The organism is Mycobacterium sp. 1245801.1 (genome assembly GCF_001673055.1).
Lineage (GTDB): Bacteria > Actinomycetota > Actinomycetes > Mycobacteriales > Mycobacteriaceae > Mycobacterium > Mycobacterium europaeum_A.
The window spans coordinates 15,273-31,887 of sequence record NZ_LZKY01000006.1 but is presented as its reverse complement, the minus strand read 5'-3'; the positions used below and the strand labels follow the sequence as shown (position 1 = coordinate 31,887).

Annotated in this window: 11 protein-coding genes; 6 read left to right on the top strand and 5 right to left on the bottom strand. The window is 66.2% G+C overall.

Annotated elements, in window-relative coordinates:
* The first annotated feature begins 4 nt into the window (after positions 1-4).
* The 5 genes from A5622_RS00335 to A5622_RS00315 all read left to right on the top strand — a co-directional run bounded on the left by A5622_RS00335 (position 5) and on the right by A5622_RS00315 (position 6,228).
* Entirely contained in the window at positions 5-1,282 is a 1,278-nt protein-coding gene (locus A5622_RS00335; protein ID WP_066875937.1) for a cytochrome P450, read from the top strand.
* 37 nt (positions 1,283-1,319) lie between these two features.
* Positions 1,320-1,658 carry a hemophore-related protein gene (locus A5622_RS00330; RefSeq protein WP_066867507.1) on the top strand — a complete coding sequence of 113 codons (339 nt, stop codon included), beginning with the start codon at positions 1,320-1,322 and terminating at the stop codon, positions 1,656-1,658.
* 16 nt (positions 1,659-1,674) lie between these two features.
* Positions 1,675-2,442, top strand: coding sequence for a siderophore-interacting protein (locus A5622_RS00325; protein WP_197499361.1), 768 nt, complete (start codon positions 1,675-1,677; stop codon positions 2,440-2,442).
* 2 nt (positions 2,443-2,444) lie between these two features.
* Positions 2,445-4,184, top strand: coding sequence for an AMP-binding protein (locus A5622_RS00320; protein WP_066875997.1), 1,740 nt, complete (start codon positions 2,445-2,447; stop codon positions 4,182-4,184).
* 1,165 nt (positions 4,185-5,349) lie between these two features.
* Complete coding sequence (locus tag A5622_RS00315; RefSeq protein ID WP_066867513.1) at positions 5,350-6,228, top strand: SDR family oxidoreductase; 879 nt, start codon at positions 5,350-5,352, stop codon at positions 6,226-6,228.
* Here the strand turns inward: A5622_RS00315 and A5622_RS00310 are convergent.
* Together A5622_RS00310 and A5622_RS00305 are read right to left on the bottom strand one after the other, a co-directional pair.
* The gene (locus tag A5622_RS00310) at positions 6,225-7,706 is read right to left on the bottom strand and encodes an amino acid permease (protein WP_066875936.1); all 1,482 of its coding nucleotides are present in this window, start codon (positions 7,704-7,706) and stop codon (positions 6,225-6,227) included. The two genes, A5622_RS00315 and A5622_RS00310, sit on opposite strands and share 4 nt — an antisense overlap.
* A 79-nt stretch (positions 7,707-7,785) precedes the next feature.
* Positions 7,786-8,676, bottom strand: coding sequence for a PAC2 family protein (locus tag A5622_RS00305; RefSeq protein ID WP_197498159.1), 891 nt, complete (start codon positions 8,674-8,676; stop codon positions 7,786-7,788).
* A gap of 365 nt (positions 8,677-9,041) precedes the next feature.
* Between A5622_RS00305 and metH the strand changes: the two genes are divergently transcribed.
* Positions 9,042-12,830, top strand: a complete 3,789-nt coding sequence (gene metH / locus A5622_RS00300; RefSeq protein WP_066875933.1) for a methionine synthase — start codon at positions 9,042-9,044, stop codon at positions 12,828-12,830.
* Positions 12,831-12,860: 30 nt separating this feature from the next.
* On the opposite strand, the gene malQ is transcribed toward metH, so the two are convergent.
* The 3 genes from malQ to A5622_RS00285 form a co-directional block, all read right to left on the bottom strand.
* Positions 12,861-14,867 carry a 4-alpha-glucanotransferase gene (gene malQ / locus A5622_RS00295; protein ID WP_066875931.1) on the bottom strand — a complete coding sequence of 669 codons (2,007 nt, stop codon included), beginning with the start codon at positions 14,865-14,867 and terminating at the stop codon, positions 12,861-12,863.
* A 228-nt stretch (positions 14,868-15,095) separates the two neighbouring features.
* Complete coding sequence (locus A5622_RS00290) at positions 15,096-15,863, bottom strand: mannan-binding family protein (RefSeq protein WP_066875928.1); 768 nt, start codon at positions 15,861-15,863, stop codon at positions 15,096-15,098.
* Between the two features lie 17 nt (positions 15,864-15,880).
* Complete coding sequence (locus A5622_RS00285) at positions 15,881-16,585, bottom strand: tetratricopeptide repeat protein (protein ID WP_066875927.1); 705 nt, start codon at positions 16,583-16,585, stop codon at positions 15,881-15,883.
* Between the last annotated feature and the right edge of the window lie 30 nt (positions 16,586-16,615).

Here is a 16,615-nt window from a genome sequence, read left to right as displayed (position 1 = left end):
AAAAATGACATCTGACTACATGGTCAGCCGAAAGTCCACTCCCGAAAACCTCGACTTCTTCACCGAGAAGTCGCTCGTCGATAACCCATACGACTACTACGACGCGATCCGGCGGTGCCCGGTGTGGCGTGAGCCTGCGCACGGTGTGGTGATGGTGTCGGGGTATGACGAGGCCCTGGCGGTGCAACGCGACCCCGAACAGGCCTTCTCGGTCTGCAATATCGTCAGCGGCCCATGGTCGGGGATTCCGACCAAAACCGACAGCGACGACATTTCGGATCTGATTGAGCGGCACCGCCAGGGGGTGACGTTCGGCGACTACTTCCTGACGTTTGATCCTCCGAAGCACACGGCCCACCGCTCGCTGTTGAGCCGGTTGTTTACGCCGAAGCAGCTCAAGAACAACGAGGACTTCCTGTGGCGTCTTGCCGACGAGCAACTCAACCGGTTCCTCGCCCACGGCAAGTGCGAGATGGTCATTGACTACAATTTTCCATTCACGCTCGACGCGATTACCGACCTGCTCGACGTGCCCGAGGCCGACCGTGAGCGATTCCGCCGCGCTGCGTATGCCAGCCGGCTCGAGGGTGACCGCAGTGGTTTCGTCGGCGTGAAAGAGGAGTGGTTCGTCGAGTACATCGAGGAGCGGCGGCGCGAGCCGCGTGACGATGTCCTGACCGAGCTTGCGCTGGCGAAGTTTCCCGATGGCACGACACCTGACGCGCTTGATGTTGCCCGCGTTGCCACCTTCATGTTCGCCGCCGGCCACGGCACGACGATCGATCTGCTGAGTCTCTCGATGCTGACGCTGGCGGAGCGACCGGACTTGCAAGAGCAACTGCGCGAGGACAATTCAAAGATCAGCGCCTTCATCGAGGAGATGCTGCGCATCGAAAGCCCGATCAAAACGAATTTCCGTCTGGCGCGTCGCACCACCAGGATCGGCGACATCGATGTGCAAGCCGGCACCAGCGTGCTGGTGATGAACGGTGCGGCAAACCGCGACCCACGGCGGTTCGACGACCCCGACGAGTTCCGCCTGGGCCGCCCGAACATATTGCACCACATGGCATTCGGCCGTGGTATCCACACGTGTCCGGGCGCCCCGATTGCTCGCGCCGAAGTGCGGGTGAGCTTGGAACGCATCCTTAACCGAATGGCCGACATCCGGCTTTCAGAGGCCGAACACGGCCCGGCAGGCGCTCGTCGGCTGAAATGGGACCGCACCCCATTGTTCAGGCGCCTCAAGGAATTACACCTCGAGTTCACGCCGGTTCGGTGAACCGGTCCATCGCGACGATTAGTTGGAGATGTCAAAAATGAGGACGGTATCGTTGACTAGGTTCGCCGTCGGGATCTGCGGCCTGGCACTGTCGTTGACCGCTGGGGCCGGGCTCGCGTCGGCCGATCGGGATCTCAGCCCGTTCGTCAACACCACCTGCAATTACGGTCAGGTGATGTCGGCGCTGCAGGCGGCGGATCCCCAAGCGGCCGAACAATTCAACGCTTCGCCGGAGAGCGGCTCGTTTTTGCGGCAGTTCCTGGCCGCGCCGCCGAGTCAACGCCAGCAGATGGCCCAGATGCTGGCGAGCCAGCCGGGGGCTGACGAGCAGTTCGGACTTGTCCAGCGGGTCTTCGCCACCTGCAACAACTACTGAGCAGTTGGAGTTCTTCGTGGCTACCCTCGTCGAAAATTTTCCCGTCATCAGCACCCTGCGCGACGCAGTGTTTCTTTCGGCGACGGTCAGCGAGATCGAAAGGCTGACACCGAGAATGCGCCGCATCCGGTTCAGCGGCCCGCGCCTGCGGGGACTGACCTGGACGCCAGGTCAGCATGTCCGACTGCAGGTCGAGAGTCTGCGTGACGCCGTGCTGCGGCTGCACCCATACCCCGTGCTGCGCACGTATTCGATCTACGACGCCGATCCCGCCCTCGGCGCACTCGACATCGTGATGGTCGACCACGACGGTGGCCGGCAGGGCGCGACACCCGCCAAGCGCTGGGCGCTGTCCACCTCGGTCGGAGACGGCGTCCATTTCACCCGGCCCCAGGGCAAGTTCGCCATCCGCCGGGACGCGCCCTACCACCTGTTCGCCGGCGAGGAAACCGCCTCGGTCGCGTTCGCCGCGATGCTTCGATCCCTGCCCCCAACCGCCGAGGTCTACGGAGCGATTGAGGCCGTGACCGACACCGATCACCTGCCCCTGGCCACACCCCTGACCCGGGTCGAGCGCGGTGGCGCACCGGCCGCGAACTCTGCCGTGCTCGCCGACGCCCTGCGCAGCCTGCCGCTGCCCGACTATCCCGGCGTCGCCTACCTCGCCGGCGAGGCCCGCACCATACAAACGCTGCGCAAAATATTGATCACCGAACGTGGCTGGGATCGACGGCAGATACGCACGAAGCCCTTTTGGACCCCCGGCCGTAGCGGAATGGAGTGATGATGGTTGAGACGCCTATGTCAGACCTGCTGTGCGAACGCGCCAGCTTGCAGCCCGACGACACGGCATTCACCTTCGTCGATTACGAGCAGGACTGGAACGGCGTTGCTGAAAGCCTGACGTGGTCGCAGCTGCATCGGCGAACGCGCAACCTTGCGCGGCGGCTTCATGATTGCGGGTCGGCGGGTGACCGCGCCGTGATCATGGCCCCGCAGGGGCTGGATTACATTGTGGCGTTTCTCGGTGCATTGCAGGCGGGTCAGATCGCGGTTCCGCTTTCAGTGCCGTTAGGTGGCGTCAGCGATGAACGCGTCAGTTCGGTGCTGCGCGACGCGTCGCCAACCGTCATCCTCACAACGTCCCCGGCCGCGGAAACCGTTGCCGGGTATGTCCAGTCGCAATCCGGCGGATCAGTTCCATCCGTCGTAGAGGTTGACCTGCTGGACCTGGACGCCCGGACAGGATCCGGCCCCGCGCGCGAGAATCATTCAGAGCTGGCGTATCTGCAATACACGTCCGGATCCACCCGGCAGCCGGCCGGGGTCATGGTCTCTCAAGGCAATTTGCTGGCCAATTTCCGGCAGATCATGTCCGACTTCTGCGCGGAGCACGGCGGCGTCGCGCCGCCGGACACGACCATTGTGTCGTGGCTGCCGTTTTACCACGACATGGGTTTGATACTGGGAGTGTGCGCGCCGGTGCTGGGCGGAATTCGCACCGTGCTGACCAGTCCGGTGTCGTTTCTGCAGCGACCGGCCCGGTGGATGCAGTTGCTGGCCAAGGAAAGTCACGCGTTTTCGGCGGCGCCGAACTTCGCGTTCGAATTGGCGGCACGCAAGACGTCGGACGAGGACCTGGCCGGACTGGATCTAGGCGAGGTGCTGGTCATCCTCAACGGTAGTGAGCGCGTGCATCCTGCGACGCTGCGGCGTTTCATCGATCGGTTCGCGCGGTTCAATCTGCCCGACAACGCGGTACGGCCAAGCTATGGGCTCGCCGAGGCGACGGTGTACGCGTTGACTCGCACACCGGCACAGCCGCCCAAAATGGTGCACTTCGATCCCGAGAAGCTGGCCGCCGGCAGCGCGGACCGCTGCGAAAGCCCCACCGGTACACCACTGGTCAGCTACGGGGCGCCGCGGTCACCGATGATCCGCGTTGTCGACCCCGACACCAGGATCGAGTGTCCCCAGGGCACCGTGGGCGAGATCTGGATGCACGGTGGCAACGTCGCCTTGGGCTACTGGCGAAAGCCCCAGGAGACCGAACGCACGTTCGGCGATCGGCTGGTCGCTGCGTCGGACGGCACACCCGAAGCGCCGTGGCTGCGAACCGGCGACTCGGGGTTCATCTTCGAAGGCGAGCTGTTCATCATCGGCCGCATCAAGGATCTACTGATCGTCTACGGGCGTAACCACTCGCCCGACGACATCGAAGCGACGGTCCAGGAGATCACCCGGGGCCGGTGCGCGGCGATAGCGGTCCCGCATCAGGGCATGGAAAAGCTTGTCGTGATCGCCGAAGTCAAAAACCAGCCCACGCCCCACGGAGAGGGGGCGAACAAGCTCGCCGTCGTCGAGCGCGAAGTGACCTCGGCAGTCTCCAACTCGCACGGCCTCGGCGTCGCGGATCTGGTTGTGGTGGCGCCGGGGTCGATACCGATCACCACGAGTGGCAAGGTGCGGCGTTCGGCCTGCGTCGAGCAGTACCGGCAAGGTCAGTTCGCCCGGTTGCGCGGTTAGGCGCTACCACCGGCGGGTCGCTGGGCGTTGCGCCTTTGACCAAGACGAAAGTCTAAATTGTCATTACCCACGGATTGATGCTCATCGCTGCTTCGAGACCGCCTGGTCGCGGCGCGTAGACGCTCTAGTGGGGTCCGCTCGCACTACCGAAAGACCTGCGATCCCCGCTGTTTTCTTGGCCTTTTAGCGGATGAGCTCAGTTCCGCTGGTCATTCTTCGACGTCCTTCTTTTTCGCTGCACCCCGAGACTTTCCCACCGGGCGCCAGCAGAATACGTTGCTGCCCTGACGATGCCAGAGATAGGTTTCCAGATCACCCAAGCTGGCATGCGACACAAATTTCCACATTGAAAAATCAGGTGGAGTCGATTTTCTGTGCATCGTCCCTCCCTTTCAGATGCTGGAGCCGACTCGACCAAAGCCGGCTGATCCCGGTCGCACACCCGTGGTTGGCGGCAACTTCGGAGCAGACAAACTCGCAAAAGTCGCGGCTGAAAGCGGGATAGCCAGTGCACAACACGGGGACCGGTTCCCCGACAGCAGAGCGCCGCTGCAAGGAGCACGCCACGGCGCCCGCGGTGTAGTCCGGCGCGCGGCGGCTGGGTTGGCGGAGCCGCCGCGCGCCGGTGGTTTAGCGGTCATAGTCGAATTCGACTTTGTTTCGACAACGTTCGGCGTTGCTTTGCAATCGGTCTATTAGCGCTGCTGGCGGTGGGATCGAGCTGTCGATTGTCATCCAGCGAGATCCCCGGCGACATGCGCAATTGCGTGTCATGCTGCGGAGCCTATGGCCGGCGCTGGTCTCGCCGGGCTAGGTGCGAGCCAAATAGAGTAGTGGCAGCGTCCAGTTAGCGTGTTGTTAACACAGAAAACACCCGCCGAGGCCGATCCAGCGCAGGGCATTCATTCCGGGCAAGAGTGGGTTCGGAACGAGCGTAGATAAAGACGCACACATTGCACCACGCAGAACTCGCAAGACCGGCGCTATACGCTGGGCACTTTCGCTAATGTCAATTTCAGCGGTGTGCAAGGGGCCATTCTCGGCTAATTCAGCAGCCTGCTGATTCAGCGCAGACCGGTGGCTCGACACCGCAATGCTGTCGGCGTCAACCGAGGTCACGCGCGCGGGCGATGCCCTCGAATGCCCGCACGGTAGGTTGGCGACCATGACATCGCTGCAGGACAAAGTCGTTTTCATCACCGGCGGTGCCCGGGGGATCGGGGCCGAGACCGCTCGGCGGCTGTCTGCCAGGGGCGCCAGGCTCGTCCTGACCGATCTCAACGAAACCGACCTGAAAACGCTGGCCGCCGAACTCGGCGAAGAACGGGTGTTGACGGCCGTCGCCGACGTGCGCGACCTGTCCGCGATGGAGTCCGCCGCCGCCCGCGCCGTCGAGCGATTCGGCGGCATCGACGTGGTGCTGGCCAACGCCGGCATCGCCAGCTACGGATCGGTGCTGCAGGTCGACCCCGACGCGTTCAAACGGGTGCTCGACATCAATGTGCTCGGCGTCTTTCACACCGTGCGCGCCACGTTGCCGGCGTTGATCGAGCGCCGCGGCTACGTGCTCATCGTGTCGTCGCTGGCCGCCTACACCGCCTGCCCCGGCCTGGCGCCGTACAACGCGTCTAAGGCCGGCGTCGAACTGCTGGCCAACGCGCTGCGGCTGGAGGTGGCCCACCTGGGCGTCACGGTCGGCTCGGCGCACATGTCCTGGATCAACACCGCCCTGGTCCGCGACACCCAGTCCGACCTGCCGGCGTTCAACCAGCTACTCGCCAGCTTCCCGTGGCCATTGAGCAAGACGACGACCGTCGACAAGTGCGCGGCCGCCTTCGTCAAGGGCATCGAGCGGCGGCGCACCCGCGTCTACTGCCCGCGCTGGGTGGCGCTGTTCCGTTGGGTCAAGCCGGTGCTGTCCAGTCCGGTCGGCGAAATGCCGCTGCACAAATCCACCGCCGAGCTGCTGCCCCAACTGGACGCCCAAGTCGCCGCGCTGGGCCGCTCCACCAGCGCCTACAACCGCGACCTCGGCAGCTCCTAGCCGGTCGGGGCCGCGCGCTGCGACGCGACGGCCGCCACCCGCCGGCGCACCAGGAACCATCCGGCGCTCAGCGCCGGAATGACCACCACCACCGTCGCGATGGTCCAGGTGCCGGTGTCCTTATCGAACGCCATCATGACCAGGACGCCGGCCAAAAATGCCAGGGTGAGATACCCGGAATACGGGGCCCACGGCATCCGGAACTGCGGGCGTTCTACCTGCCCCGCCTTGGCCAGCCGGTAGAAGCGCAGCTGACACAGCACGATGGTGGCCCAGCTCGCGAGGATTCCCGGCGCCACGATGTTGAGCACGATCTCGAAGGCCTCGCCGGGGTTGACGGCGTTCAGGCCGATGCCGAGCAGGCAGATGGCGGCCGCCATCGCGATGCCGACGAAGGGCACCCCGTTCTTCGACATCCGGGTGGCGAACCGGGGACCGCTGCCGCTGGACGCCATCGAGTGCATGATGCGGCCGGTGGAATACAGCCCGGCATTCAGGCTCGACAGGGCGGCGGTGAGCACCACGATGTTCATCAGGTCGCCGGCGCCGTGGAAGCCGATCTTGGAAAAGAAGGTGACGAAAGGACTTTCGGTGGCCTTGTAGGAGGTGTAGGGCAGCAGCAATGCCAGCAGCGCCACCGACCCGACGTAAAAGATCGCGATCCGCGCGATCACCGCGTTGATCGCGCGGGGCATGACCCGCTCCGGCTCGGCGGTCTCCCCGGCGGCCGTGCCCACCAATTCGATGGCGGCATAGGCGAATACGACACCCGAGGTGGTCAGCAGGACCGCCAGCACGCCGGAGGGAAACAGTCCGCCGTGATTGGTCCACAGGCTCAGTCCGGTGCTGTGGCCGTCGATCCGATACCGGCCCGCCAGGAAGACGATCCCGACCGCCAGGAAGGCCACCAGCGCGAGAACCTTGACCAGCGCCGCCCAGAATTCCAGCTCACCGAACCACTCCACCGAGATCAGGTTCATCGACAGCACCACGACGAGGGCCAGCAGGGCCAACACCCACTGGGGGATGGATTCGAAGGCCGTCCACCGCCGCAGGTAGGTGGCGATCGCGGTGGTGTCGACGATGGCCGTCATCGACCAGCCCAGGAAGTACATCCAGCCGATCGCGTAGGCGGCCTTCTCGCCGAAGAACTCTCGCGAATACGACACGAACGAGCCCGACGACGGCCGATGCAAGACCAACTCGCCCAGCGCTCGCAGGATGAGGAAGACGAAGACCCCGCACACGGCGTAGATCAGGAACATTCCGGGCCCCGCCTTGGCCAGCCGCCCGCCCGCCCCGAGGAACAGCCCGGAGCCGATCGCGCCGCCGATGCCGATCATCTGCACCTGGCGGGGCTTGAGTCCCTTGCGGTAGCCGGCGTCTTCGCCGACTGCGCCAGCTGCGGGATCTGGGCCGGCTAGAGGAGCTGAACCGGCTATGGGATCGGGGTTGCCATCATCGGGCAACGCGGCCATGAAACGTCCAATCGGTAGGTCGCGACGCGATGCTTCCGTAGTTGATCGGCCGACGGCAAGTTCAACAGCGCTGTGAGCGTCAGCGCCCGAAGCCGGGGCGACGCCGGCGCAGGTAACGCTCGAACTCGGCGGCCAGCGCGTCGCCGTCGATCTTGCCCAGGGCGTCGTTCATGTCGACCTCGGCGTCGCCGCGTTGCTCGAGCGACAGCACGTACTCGGCGAGGTCCTCGTCCTCGGCCGTCATCTCGGTGACCGCCTGCTCCCATTCCTCGGCGTCCGTCGGCAGGTCGGCCAGCGGCACCTCGATGTCGAGGACGTCCTCGACGCGGCGCAGCAGGGCCACCGTGGCCTTCGGGTTCGGCGGCTGCGAGACGTAGTGCGGCACCGCCGCCCAGAACGTCACCGCCGGAATCCCGGCGGCCACGCAGGAGTCCTGGAACACCCCGGCGATGCCGGTCGGCCCCTCGTAGCGGCTTTCCTCGAGGCCGAAGCGTTTCGCCGACTCGGGGGAGTACGCCGCGCCCGACACCGGAACCGGCCGGGTGTGCGGGGTGTCGGCCAGCAGGGCGCCCAGGATCACCACCGTGTCGACGTTGAGCTTGTCGGCGATGGCCACCAGCTCCGCGCAGAAGGTCCGCCAGCGCATGTTGGGTTCCACCCCGTGCATCAGCACGACGTCGCGGTCGCTGCCCGGCGGGCGACAGTGCGAGATCCGCATCGCCGGCCACACCAGCTCGCGGGTCACCCCGTCCACCTGCCGAATCACCGGGCGATTCACCTGGTAGTCGTAGTAGGCCTCGTCGTCGATCTCCAAGATCGGGTCCGCTTCCCAGATGGCCTCGAGGTGTTCGAGCGCGTCGCTGGCCGCGTCGCCGGCGTCGTTCCAACCCTCGAACGCGGCCACGACGACGGTGTGGTGCAGTTCCGGCAATGCCGTTTCGCCAAAGGGGGGGCCGTCGGGCGGGGTCACAGATTTAGCGTACGGCCTTCCGGCCCGATGTTCGGGGCGCGGTGGCCAAGGATTGTCGGCCGATTGACGTTCAACCGGGGGCTTTGCATAGGACGACTATTCTTATGGCGTGACAGCCGCCAGGGGACACCGCTGCGACACTGACATCCTCGGCGGTCCAGACGAAATAGGTTCGGCTGCGATTTCGTTAACCTGGTTAACTATGTCGCAGACAGACTCCACGAACTGTCGATAGCGGCGATGAGTTAGGCGTCCGGACGTCGATCGGGTGACGACGTAGACTTTTCTGGTCGAGAGGCGTTGCAACGGGTACCGGTCTTTGCCGGTATCCGCCACGCTCGGCAGAGTCAAGGACGCCTTCCGTTATGGAAGGAGTGCACGTGACCGCCGTTGAGGCCCAGACTTCCGCGCCGAACACCTTCGCGCCGAACATCCGCCCCGACTGCACCGACGAGCTGACGGCGGCGCTGCGCCAGCGGATCGTGGTGATCGACGGCGCGATGGGCACCGCGATCCAGCGCGACCGGCCGGACGAGGCCGGCTACCGCGGCGACCGGTTCACGGAGTGGCCGACCGCGCTGCAGGGCAACAACGACCTGCTCAACCTGACGCAGCCCCAGATCATCGAGGGGATCCACCGCGAGTATCTCGAGGCGGGCGCCGACATCCTGGAGACCAACACGTTCAACGCGAACGCGATCTCCCTCTCGGACTACGACATGGCGGAGCTGGCCTACGAGCTGAACTACGCCGGCGCCGCCCTGGCTCGCAAGGCCGCCGACGAGTACAGCACCCCGGACAAGCCCCGCTACGTCGCCGGCGCCATCGGGCCGACCACCCGGACCGCGTCGATCTCGCCGGACGTCAACGACCCCGGGGCCCGCAACGTCTCCTACGACCAGCTGGTCGCCGCCTACCTCGAGGCCGCCAACGGCCTGGTCGACGGGGGCGCCGACCTGCTGATCATCGAGACGATCTTCGACTCGCTGAACGCCAAGGCGGCGGTGTTCGCGGTCGAGACCCTGTTCGAGGACCGGGGACGCCGCTGGCCGTTGATCATCTCGGGCACCATCACCGATGCGTCCGGGCGGACGTTGTCCGGTCAGGTCACCGAGGCCTTCTGGAACGCGATCAGGCACGCGAAGCCGATCGCGGTCGGGCTCAACTGCGCGCTGGGCGCGCCCGAGATGCGGCCCTACATCGCCGAGATGTCGCGCATCGCCGACACCTTCGTCTCCTGCTACCCGAACGCCGGCCTGCCCAACGCCTTCGGCGAGTACGACGAGACCCCGCAGCGGCAGGCCGGCTACATCGCCGACTTCGCCGACGCCGGCCTGGTCAACCTGGTCGGTGGCTGCTGCGGAACCGCGCCGCCGCACATCGCCGAGATCGCCAAGGTCGTCGAGGGCAAACCACCCCGGGAGGTGCCGAAAATCGAAGTGGCGACCCGGCTTTCGGGCCTGGAGCCGCTCAACATCACCGACGAGTCCCTGTTCGTGAACATCGGTGAGCGCACCAACATCACCGGCTCCGCCCGGTTCCGCAACCTGATCAAGGCCGAGGACTACGACACCGCGCTCTCGGTCGCGCTGCAGCAGGTCGAGGCCGGCGCGCAGGTCATCGACATCAACATGGACGAGGGCATGATCGACGGCGTCGCCGCGATGGACCGGTTCACCAAGCTGATCGCGGCCGAGCCGGACATCAGCCGCGTGCCGGTGATGATCGACTCGTCCAAGTGGGAGGTCATCGAGGCCGGCCTGAAAAACGTGCAGGGCAAGCCGATCGTCAACTCGATCTCCATGAAAGAGGGCGAGGAGAAGTTCATCCGCGAGGCGCGGCTGTGCCGCAAGTACGGCGCCGCCGTGGTCGTGATGGCCTTCGACGAGCAGGGCCAGGCCGACAACCTGGAGCGCCGCAAACAGATCTGCGGGCGCGCCTACCGGATCCTGACCGAAGAGGTCGGCTTCCCGCCCGAGGACATCATCTTCGACCCGAACTGCTTCGCGCTGGCGACCGGCATCGAGGAGCACGCGACCTACGGGATCGACTTCATCGAGGCCTGCGCCTGGATCAAGGAGAACCTGCCCGGGGTGCACATCTCCGGCGGCATCTCCAACGTGTCGTTCTCGTTCCGCGGCAACAACCCGGTCCGCGAGGCGATCCACGCGGTGTTCCTGTTCCATGCCATCAAGGCCGGCCTGGACATGGGCATCGTCAACGCCGGTGCGCTGGTGCCCTACGACTCGATCGACCCCGAGCTGCGGGACCGCATCGAGGACGTGGTGCTCAACCGTCGCGAGGACGCGGCCGAACGACTGCTGGAAATCGCCGAGCGGTTCAACAGCAAGGACAAGGGTGAGGACCCGAAGGCGGCCGAATGGCGCGGCCTGCCGGTCCGGGAGCGGATCACGCACGCGCTGGTCAAGGGCATCGACGCCCACGTCGATGACGACACCGAGGAGTTGCGCGCCGAGATCGCCGCCGCGGGCGGCCGCCCGATCGAGGTGATCGAGGGTCCGCTGATGGACGGCATGAACGTCGTCGGTGACCTGTTCGGCTCCGGCAAGATGTTTTTGCCCCAGGTGGTGAAGTCGGCCCGGGTGATGAAGAAGGCCGTCGCGTACCTGCTGCCGTTCATCGAGAAGGAGAAGGAAGAGAACGGTACCGCTGCCGCCAAGGACACCAACGGCACGATCGTGATGGCCACGGTGAAGGGCGACGTCCACGACATCGGCAAGAACATCGTCGGAGTTGTGCTGCAGTGCAACAACTTTGAAGTGATCGACCTCGGGGTCATGGTGCCCGCCCAGAAAATCCTGGATGCGGCCAAGGAGCACGACGCCGACATCATCGGGCTGTCCGGTTTGATCACGCCGTCCCTGGACGAGATGGCCAACTTCGCCGTCGAGATGGAACGCGAGGGTCTGGAGATCCCGCTGCTGATCGGCGGCGCGACCACCTCGCGCGCACACACGGCCGTGAAAATCTCGCCGCGGCGCAGCGGTCCGGTGGTCTGGGTCAAGGACGCGTCCCGCTCGGTGCCGGTCGCCGCCGCGCTGCTGGACCCCAAGCAGCGGGGTCCCCTGCTGGAGGCCACCGAGAAGGACTACGCGTCCCTGCGCGAACGGCATGCCCAGAAGAACGAGCGGCCGACGCTGACACTGGAGAAGGCCCGCGCCAACCGGACGCCGATCGACTGGGACGGCTACACGCCGCCGGTGCCCGCAATAGGTACGGGAGTACGGGAATTTCAGGACTACGACCTCGCCGAGCTGCGGGAGTACATCGACTGGCAGCCGTTCTTCAACGCCTGGGAGATGAAGGGCAGATTCCCCGACATCCTCAACAACCCGGCCTCGGGCGAGGCCGCCCGCAAGCTGTACGACGACGCGCAGGAGATGCTCGACACCCTGATCAAGGAGAAGTGGCTGACCGCCAACGGCGTGATCGGGTTCTTCCCCGCCAACGCGGTCGGCTCGGGGGTGGAAGACATCGAGGTGTACACCGACGACACCCGCACCGAGGTGCTGACCACCTTGCACAACCTGCGCCAGCAGGGCGAGCACCGGGAAGGAATCCCCAACCGGTCGCTGAGCGACTACGTCGCGCCCAAGGACACCGGCCTGGCCGACTACATCGGCGCCTTCGCCGTCACCGCGGGGCTCGGCAGCCAGGAGAAGATCGCCGAGTTCAAGGCGGCGCTCGACGACTACAGCGCGATCCTGCTGGAGTCGGTCGCCGACCGGCTGGCCGAGGCGTTCGCCGAACGCATGCACCAACGGGTCCGCAAGGAGTTCTGGGGATACCAGCCGGACGAGCAACTGGACAACGACGCGCTCATCGATGAGAAGTACCGGGGCATCCGGCCCGCCCCCGGCTACCCGGCCTGCCCCGAGCACACCGAGAAGGCGACGCTCTGGAAATTGATGGACGTCAAGGAGCGGACCGGCATCGAGTTGACCGATTCGATGGCCATGTGGCCCGGTGCCGCCGTCAGCGGCTGGTATTTCTCGCACCCGCAGTCGCAGTACTTCGTCGTCGGCCGGATGGCCCAGGACCAGGTCGCCGACTACGCGAAGCGCAAGGGCTGGACCCTGGCCGAAGCCGAACGCTGGCTCGCCCCCAACCTCGGTTACAACCCGGAGGACTGAACTCTTCGGGCGACTGAGTCCTCGGCGGGCTCAGCCCTCGGCGGCGGCCTGAAATATTGCGGTGATCTCGGCGACGCGCGGGTCCTCGCGCAGCTGCTCCAGCGTTTGGGGCAACGGCAGCCGCCAGTTCGGATATTCGTCGATGGTGCCGGGCAGATTCGGTTGTCGCGGTTCGGCGACGATGTCGTAGGGCGAGATCAGCTTCAACTTGCTCGGCGTGGCCGCCAAGAACCGGTGCATCGCGGTGATGATGGCGTTCTCGTTCGGGCCGTCGTCCTCGTCCGGGTCGTCGGGCAACAGCCCTTCGGAACGCAGCAGGGCCAGCCACTCCGCCTTTTCCTTGTCGGCCGCGGCCTGCTCCGCCGGTACGTCGTCGAGCAGGTCGAGCTCGGCGCGCGCCCGCACGTGTTCGCCGCGCAGAAAGCCGGCCGCAGTGGGCAGGTCATGGGTGGAGAGGCTCGCGGCCGCCCGCGCCGGCCACCGCGACGACGCAAGCAAGGGTTCGCCGGGCGCGGACTCGTCCCGGGTAAACCAGGACACCGCGCAGCCCAGCATTCCGTTGTCGCCCAACGCTTCCGTGACTTCGGGCTCGACAGTTCCCAGGTCCTCGCCGACCACGGTCGCGCCGGCCCGCTGGGCTTCCAGCGCGAGCACGGCAAGCATGGCGTCGGCGTCGTAGTGCACGTAGGTACCCCGGTCGGCCGACTCGCCCGGCGGTATCCACCACAACCGCCACAATCCCGCGACGTGGTCGATCCGCAGTCCGTCGGCGTGAACGAGTATGGCGCGCAGCATGTCTCGCAGCGCGGTGTACCCGGTGGCGGCGAGCCGGTCCGGCCGCCAGGGCGGCAGCCCCCAGTCTTGACCGCGCGGGGTGAAATTGTCCGGGGGAGCGCCGACGTGAACTCCGGTGGCCAGCATGTCGGCCAGGGCCCACGCGTCGGCCCCGTCGGAGTCGACGCCGACCGGCAGGTCGTGCAATACACCCAGCGCCATGCCGGCTCGTCGCGCGGCGCTGCGGACTTCGCCGAGCTGTTCGGCACAGCGTTGCTGCACCCAGGCGTGAAAGGCGATCCTGGGGGCCAATTCCCGGCGAGCCTGGGTCACCCCCGGTCCGTCGACATCGCGCAGGGGTTCGGGCCATCGCGGCCAGCGCCCGCCGTACCGCTCGGCCAGCGCGCAGTAGGTCGCCCAGTCGCGCAGCGCCCCGGAGGAGGGGGACTCGTCCAGTGGGCAGGGCCGATCCTCCGCGCGCCACAGCAACTCCAGCGCGTCGCGCTTGGCGGCCCAGACGAGGTCGTGGTCGATCCGCTCGGTCTCCGGCCAGACGCGCAGGGCGTCGACTTCCGCGCGGGTTTGCGGGTCGGCTCGATGGTAGGCGTCGAGGTCCTCGATGCGCAGGGCCAGCGGGTTGGCGAAGCGTCGACTGGACGGGGTGTAGGGCGAGGGCTGAACCGGATGCGTCGGGCCGGGGGCGTTGAGCGGGTTGAGCAGTACCGCGCCCGCGCCGTGCGCCGCCGCGGTCCACTCGATGAACTCCCGCAGGTCGCCCAGATCGCCGATGCCCCAGGAGCGGCCCGAGCGCAGCGCATAGAGCTGCAGCATCCATCCCCAGGTCACCGCTGTCTGGGGCACCCGCGGCGGGGCCGCGACCAGGGTGACTTCTTGGCCGTCCCCGGTGTGCAGGCGGTACCAGCCCGGCGCCAGATCGCCGGGCAGTTCGTCGCGCACGTCGGCGCGGGTGCCGTCCTCGCCGATCAACGCCGCCGCGCCGGGCAACGGCCGCGGCCGGCCGTCCAGTCGCATCGCGATTGTCGGTGCCAGGGCTCCAGCGCGCTTGCGCTCGGCTAGCTTCGCCAATTCACGGCGCCGATCGGCCTCGCTGGCGGCGTCGACCTCGAGCAATGCGAGCGCGCGGACCACCACGTCGGCATCGACTTCTACCGGTTCTCGCCGCTCATTGCGGTAAAAGGTCGCCACGCCATGGGCCTGGGCCAGCTGGCGCAGGTCCTCGGGCACCGGCTTGGGTGTGGCCATCAGATCGTCCGCACGGGCAGCGCGGGGTGACTGGGTGACGGCTGGAGATTGCGAGCAGGGCAAGTACTCAGATAGCAAAGAGGCGGGCGCACTTTCGGAACGTACCCATCCGAGGCCGACTTACACGGGTCGCCCGCGTCGTGAGTAACAGAAAGCGGCGCGCGATTCGCCGGAGTGAAAACGACTCGGCCACATGCGGAGCCGATGCGCCAGGACCGAGGGCCCCGTTCAGATGCGCAGCACCGGATCCAGCGCCGACAGCGGGATGTGCGCTTGGACGGTGCCCCCGTCCATGTACCACTGCGGCAGGCCGGGGGAGAAGTTGATCGGCTCGTCGTGGCCGACCGGATAGTCGGGCATGTAGATGATCAACTCGTCGGGCGTCAGCGCCCACGCCTTGTACGCGCCCGAGTAAACCTTGTCGGGAGTCCAACGGTCGAGGATGAACGGGTAGGTGCCCGGATCATGCGGTGGCGGAGCCTGATTGAGTGCGGTATCGATGAACGGCGCAGCCAGCGGCGGGATCGCGGTCAGCGGGTTCGACGTGGTCAGATCGGCGAGCTGCACCCGTCGGCCCGCTGCCATGTCGAAGGTGAATGTCCGATAGGCGTTGTTGGGTTTGGGCCCGTCGGCGTGATAGTCCTCGTGGAACACCGCGCTGAGCAGGTTGCCGTGCCGGAAGACCTCGAAGTTCTCCTCGCCGTAGCTGTCGGCGGCCATGCTGGCGTTTGCGGTCTTCCAGTTGCTGACCAGGGTATGCAGGTAGTCACGGATCACCGGCCCGGTGGTCGGATTGTCGACCAGGTCGTCGGGCACGGCGACCTTGATGTCGCGAACGGCGTTGCGTTCCGAGGTCACCGCGGTGTGGCAGTACTGGCCGTCCCAGTTGCCGCCGAGCTGACCGCAGAACGACGGCGCGGACGCGTGCGTGGTGGCCGCGCCGGGAATCGTTGCGGCCGTGATCAATACAAACGCCGCCGCCAGTCTCTTGAGCATGGGTTGCTCCGCTCGACTCAGAGGAGTTGGACTTTGCTTGCCCGCCAGCGGCCGTCGACCTTCTCCATGGTCATCTTGATCCTGCTGCGGTCGATGCGCGGGTCGGGCGCGGCGGTGTTGGTGACGGTCTGGTCGATGAACAGCAGCACGACGACCTTGTCGGTCGTTTCGGACTGGATGGCCGAGTCCACCACCACGCCGTGCGCGGTCGCCTTGTTGTCGATCAGCAGTTGGCGAAGCTTGACGCTGGATTGGGTGTACATGTCCTTGAATTCGCCGGTCGCGCCGTCCAGCACCTGCTTGAAGTTGTCGTCCACCTTGTTCGAATCGATGCTCGTCAACACCTGCGCATAGGCGATGGCCGCCTGTTGGGCCTGTTCGCCCGCCACCTTCAGCTGATGGTCCTGCCACTGCCGCCACCCGAGGAACCCCGAAACGCCAAGCACGGCAACCAGTAACACCGGCAGCACGCTGCGGCGCAGATACCGCCGCCAGGGCCGCTGGGCGCGCTCGGTGTCGGGACGCTTTCGTTTGAGCAGCGGGCCACCTTCGTCCTCGTCTTCGTCCTGCCCGTCAGCCTCGTCGGTGCACTCCTCGGCGCGCGCCTCGCCGGTGTCTTCGCCTGCGGCTGCCGCTGTTTCGGCGCCCGTTTCCGCTTCGACGTCCGTGTCCGTGTCGGCGTCGACTTTCGGGTTCTTCTTGGTGGTCACGACCACGATCATCTCCTAAAGGTCGGCTGGGATGGGCCAGGG

Coding starts and splice junctions, on each gene's coding strand:
- A5622_RS00335 (WP_066875937.1), top strand. CDS start 5: ATGACATCTGACTACATGGTCAGCCGAAAGTCCACTCCCGAAAACCTC.
- A5622_RS00330 (WP_066867507.1), top strand. CDS start 1,320: ATGAGGACGGTATCGTTGACTAGGTTCGCCGTCGGGATCTGCGGCCTG.
- A5622_RS00320 (WP_066875997.1), top strand. CDS start 2,445: ATGGTTGAGACGCCTATGTCAGACCTGCTGTGCGAACGCGCCAGCTTG.
- A5622_RS00315 (WP_066867513.1), top strand. CDS start 5,350: ATGACATCGCTGCAGGACAAAGTCGTTTTCATCACCGGCGGTGCCCGG.
- A5622_RS00310 (WP_066875936.1), bottom strand. CDS start 7,706: ATGGCCGCGTTGCCCGATGATGGCAACCCCGATCCCATAGCCGGTTCA.
- metH (WP_066875933.1), top strand. CDS start 9,042: ATGGAAGGAGTGCACGTGACCGCCGTTGAGGCCCAGACTTCCGCGCCG.
- malQ (WP_066875931.1), bottom strand. CDS start 14,867: ATGGCCACACCCAAGCCGGTGCCCGAGGACCTGCGCCAGCTGGCCCAG.
- A5622_RS00290 (WP_066875928.1), bottom strand. CDS start 15,863: ATGCTCAAGAGACTGGCGGCGGCGTTTGTATTGATCACGGCCGCAACG.
- A5622_RS00285 (WP_066875927.1), bottom strand. CDS start 16,585: ATGATCGTGGTCGTGACCACCAAGAAGAACCCGAAAGTCGACGCCGAC.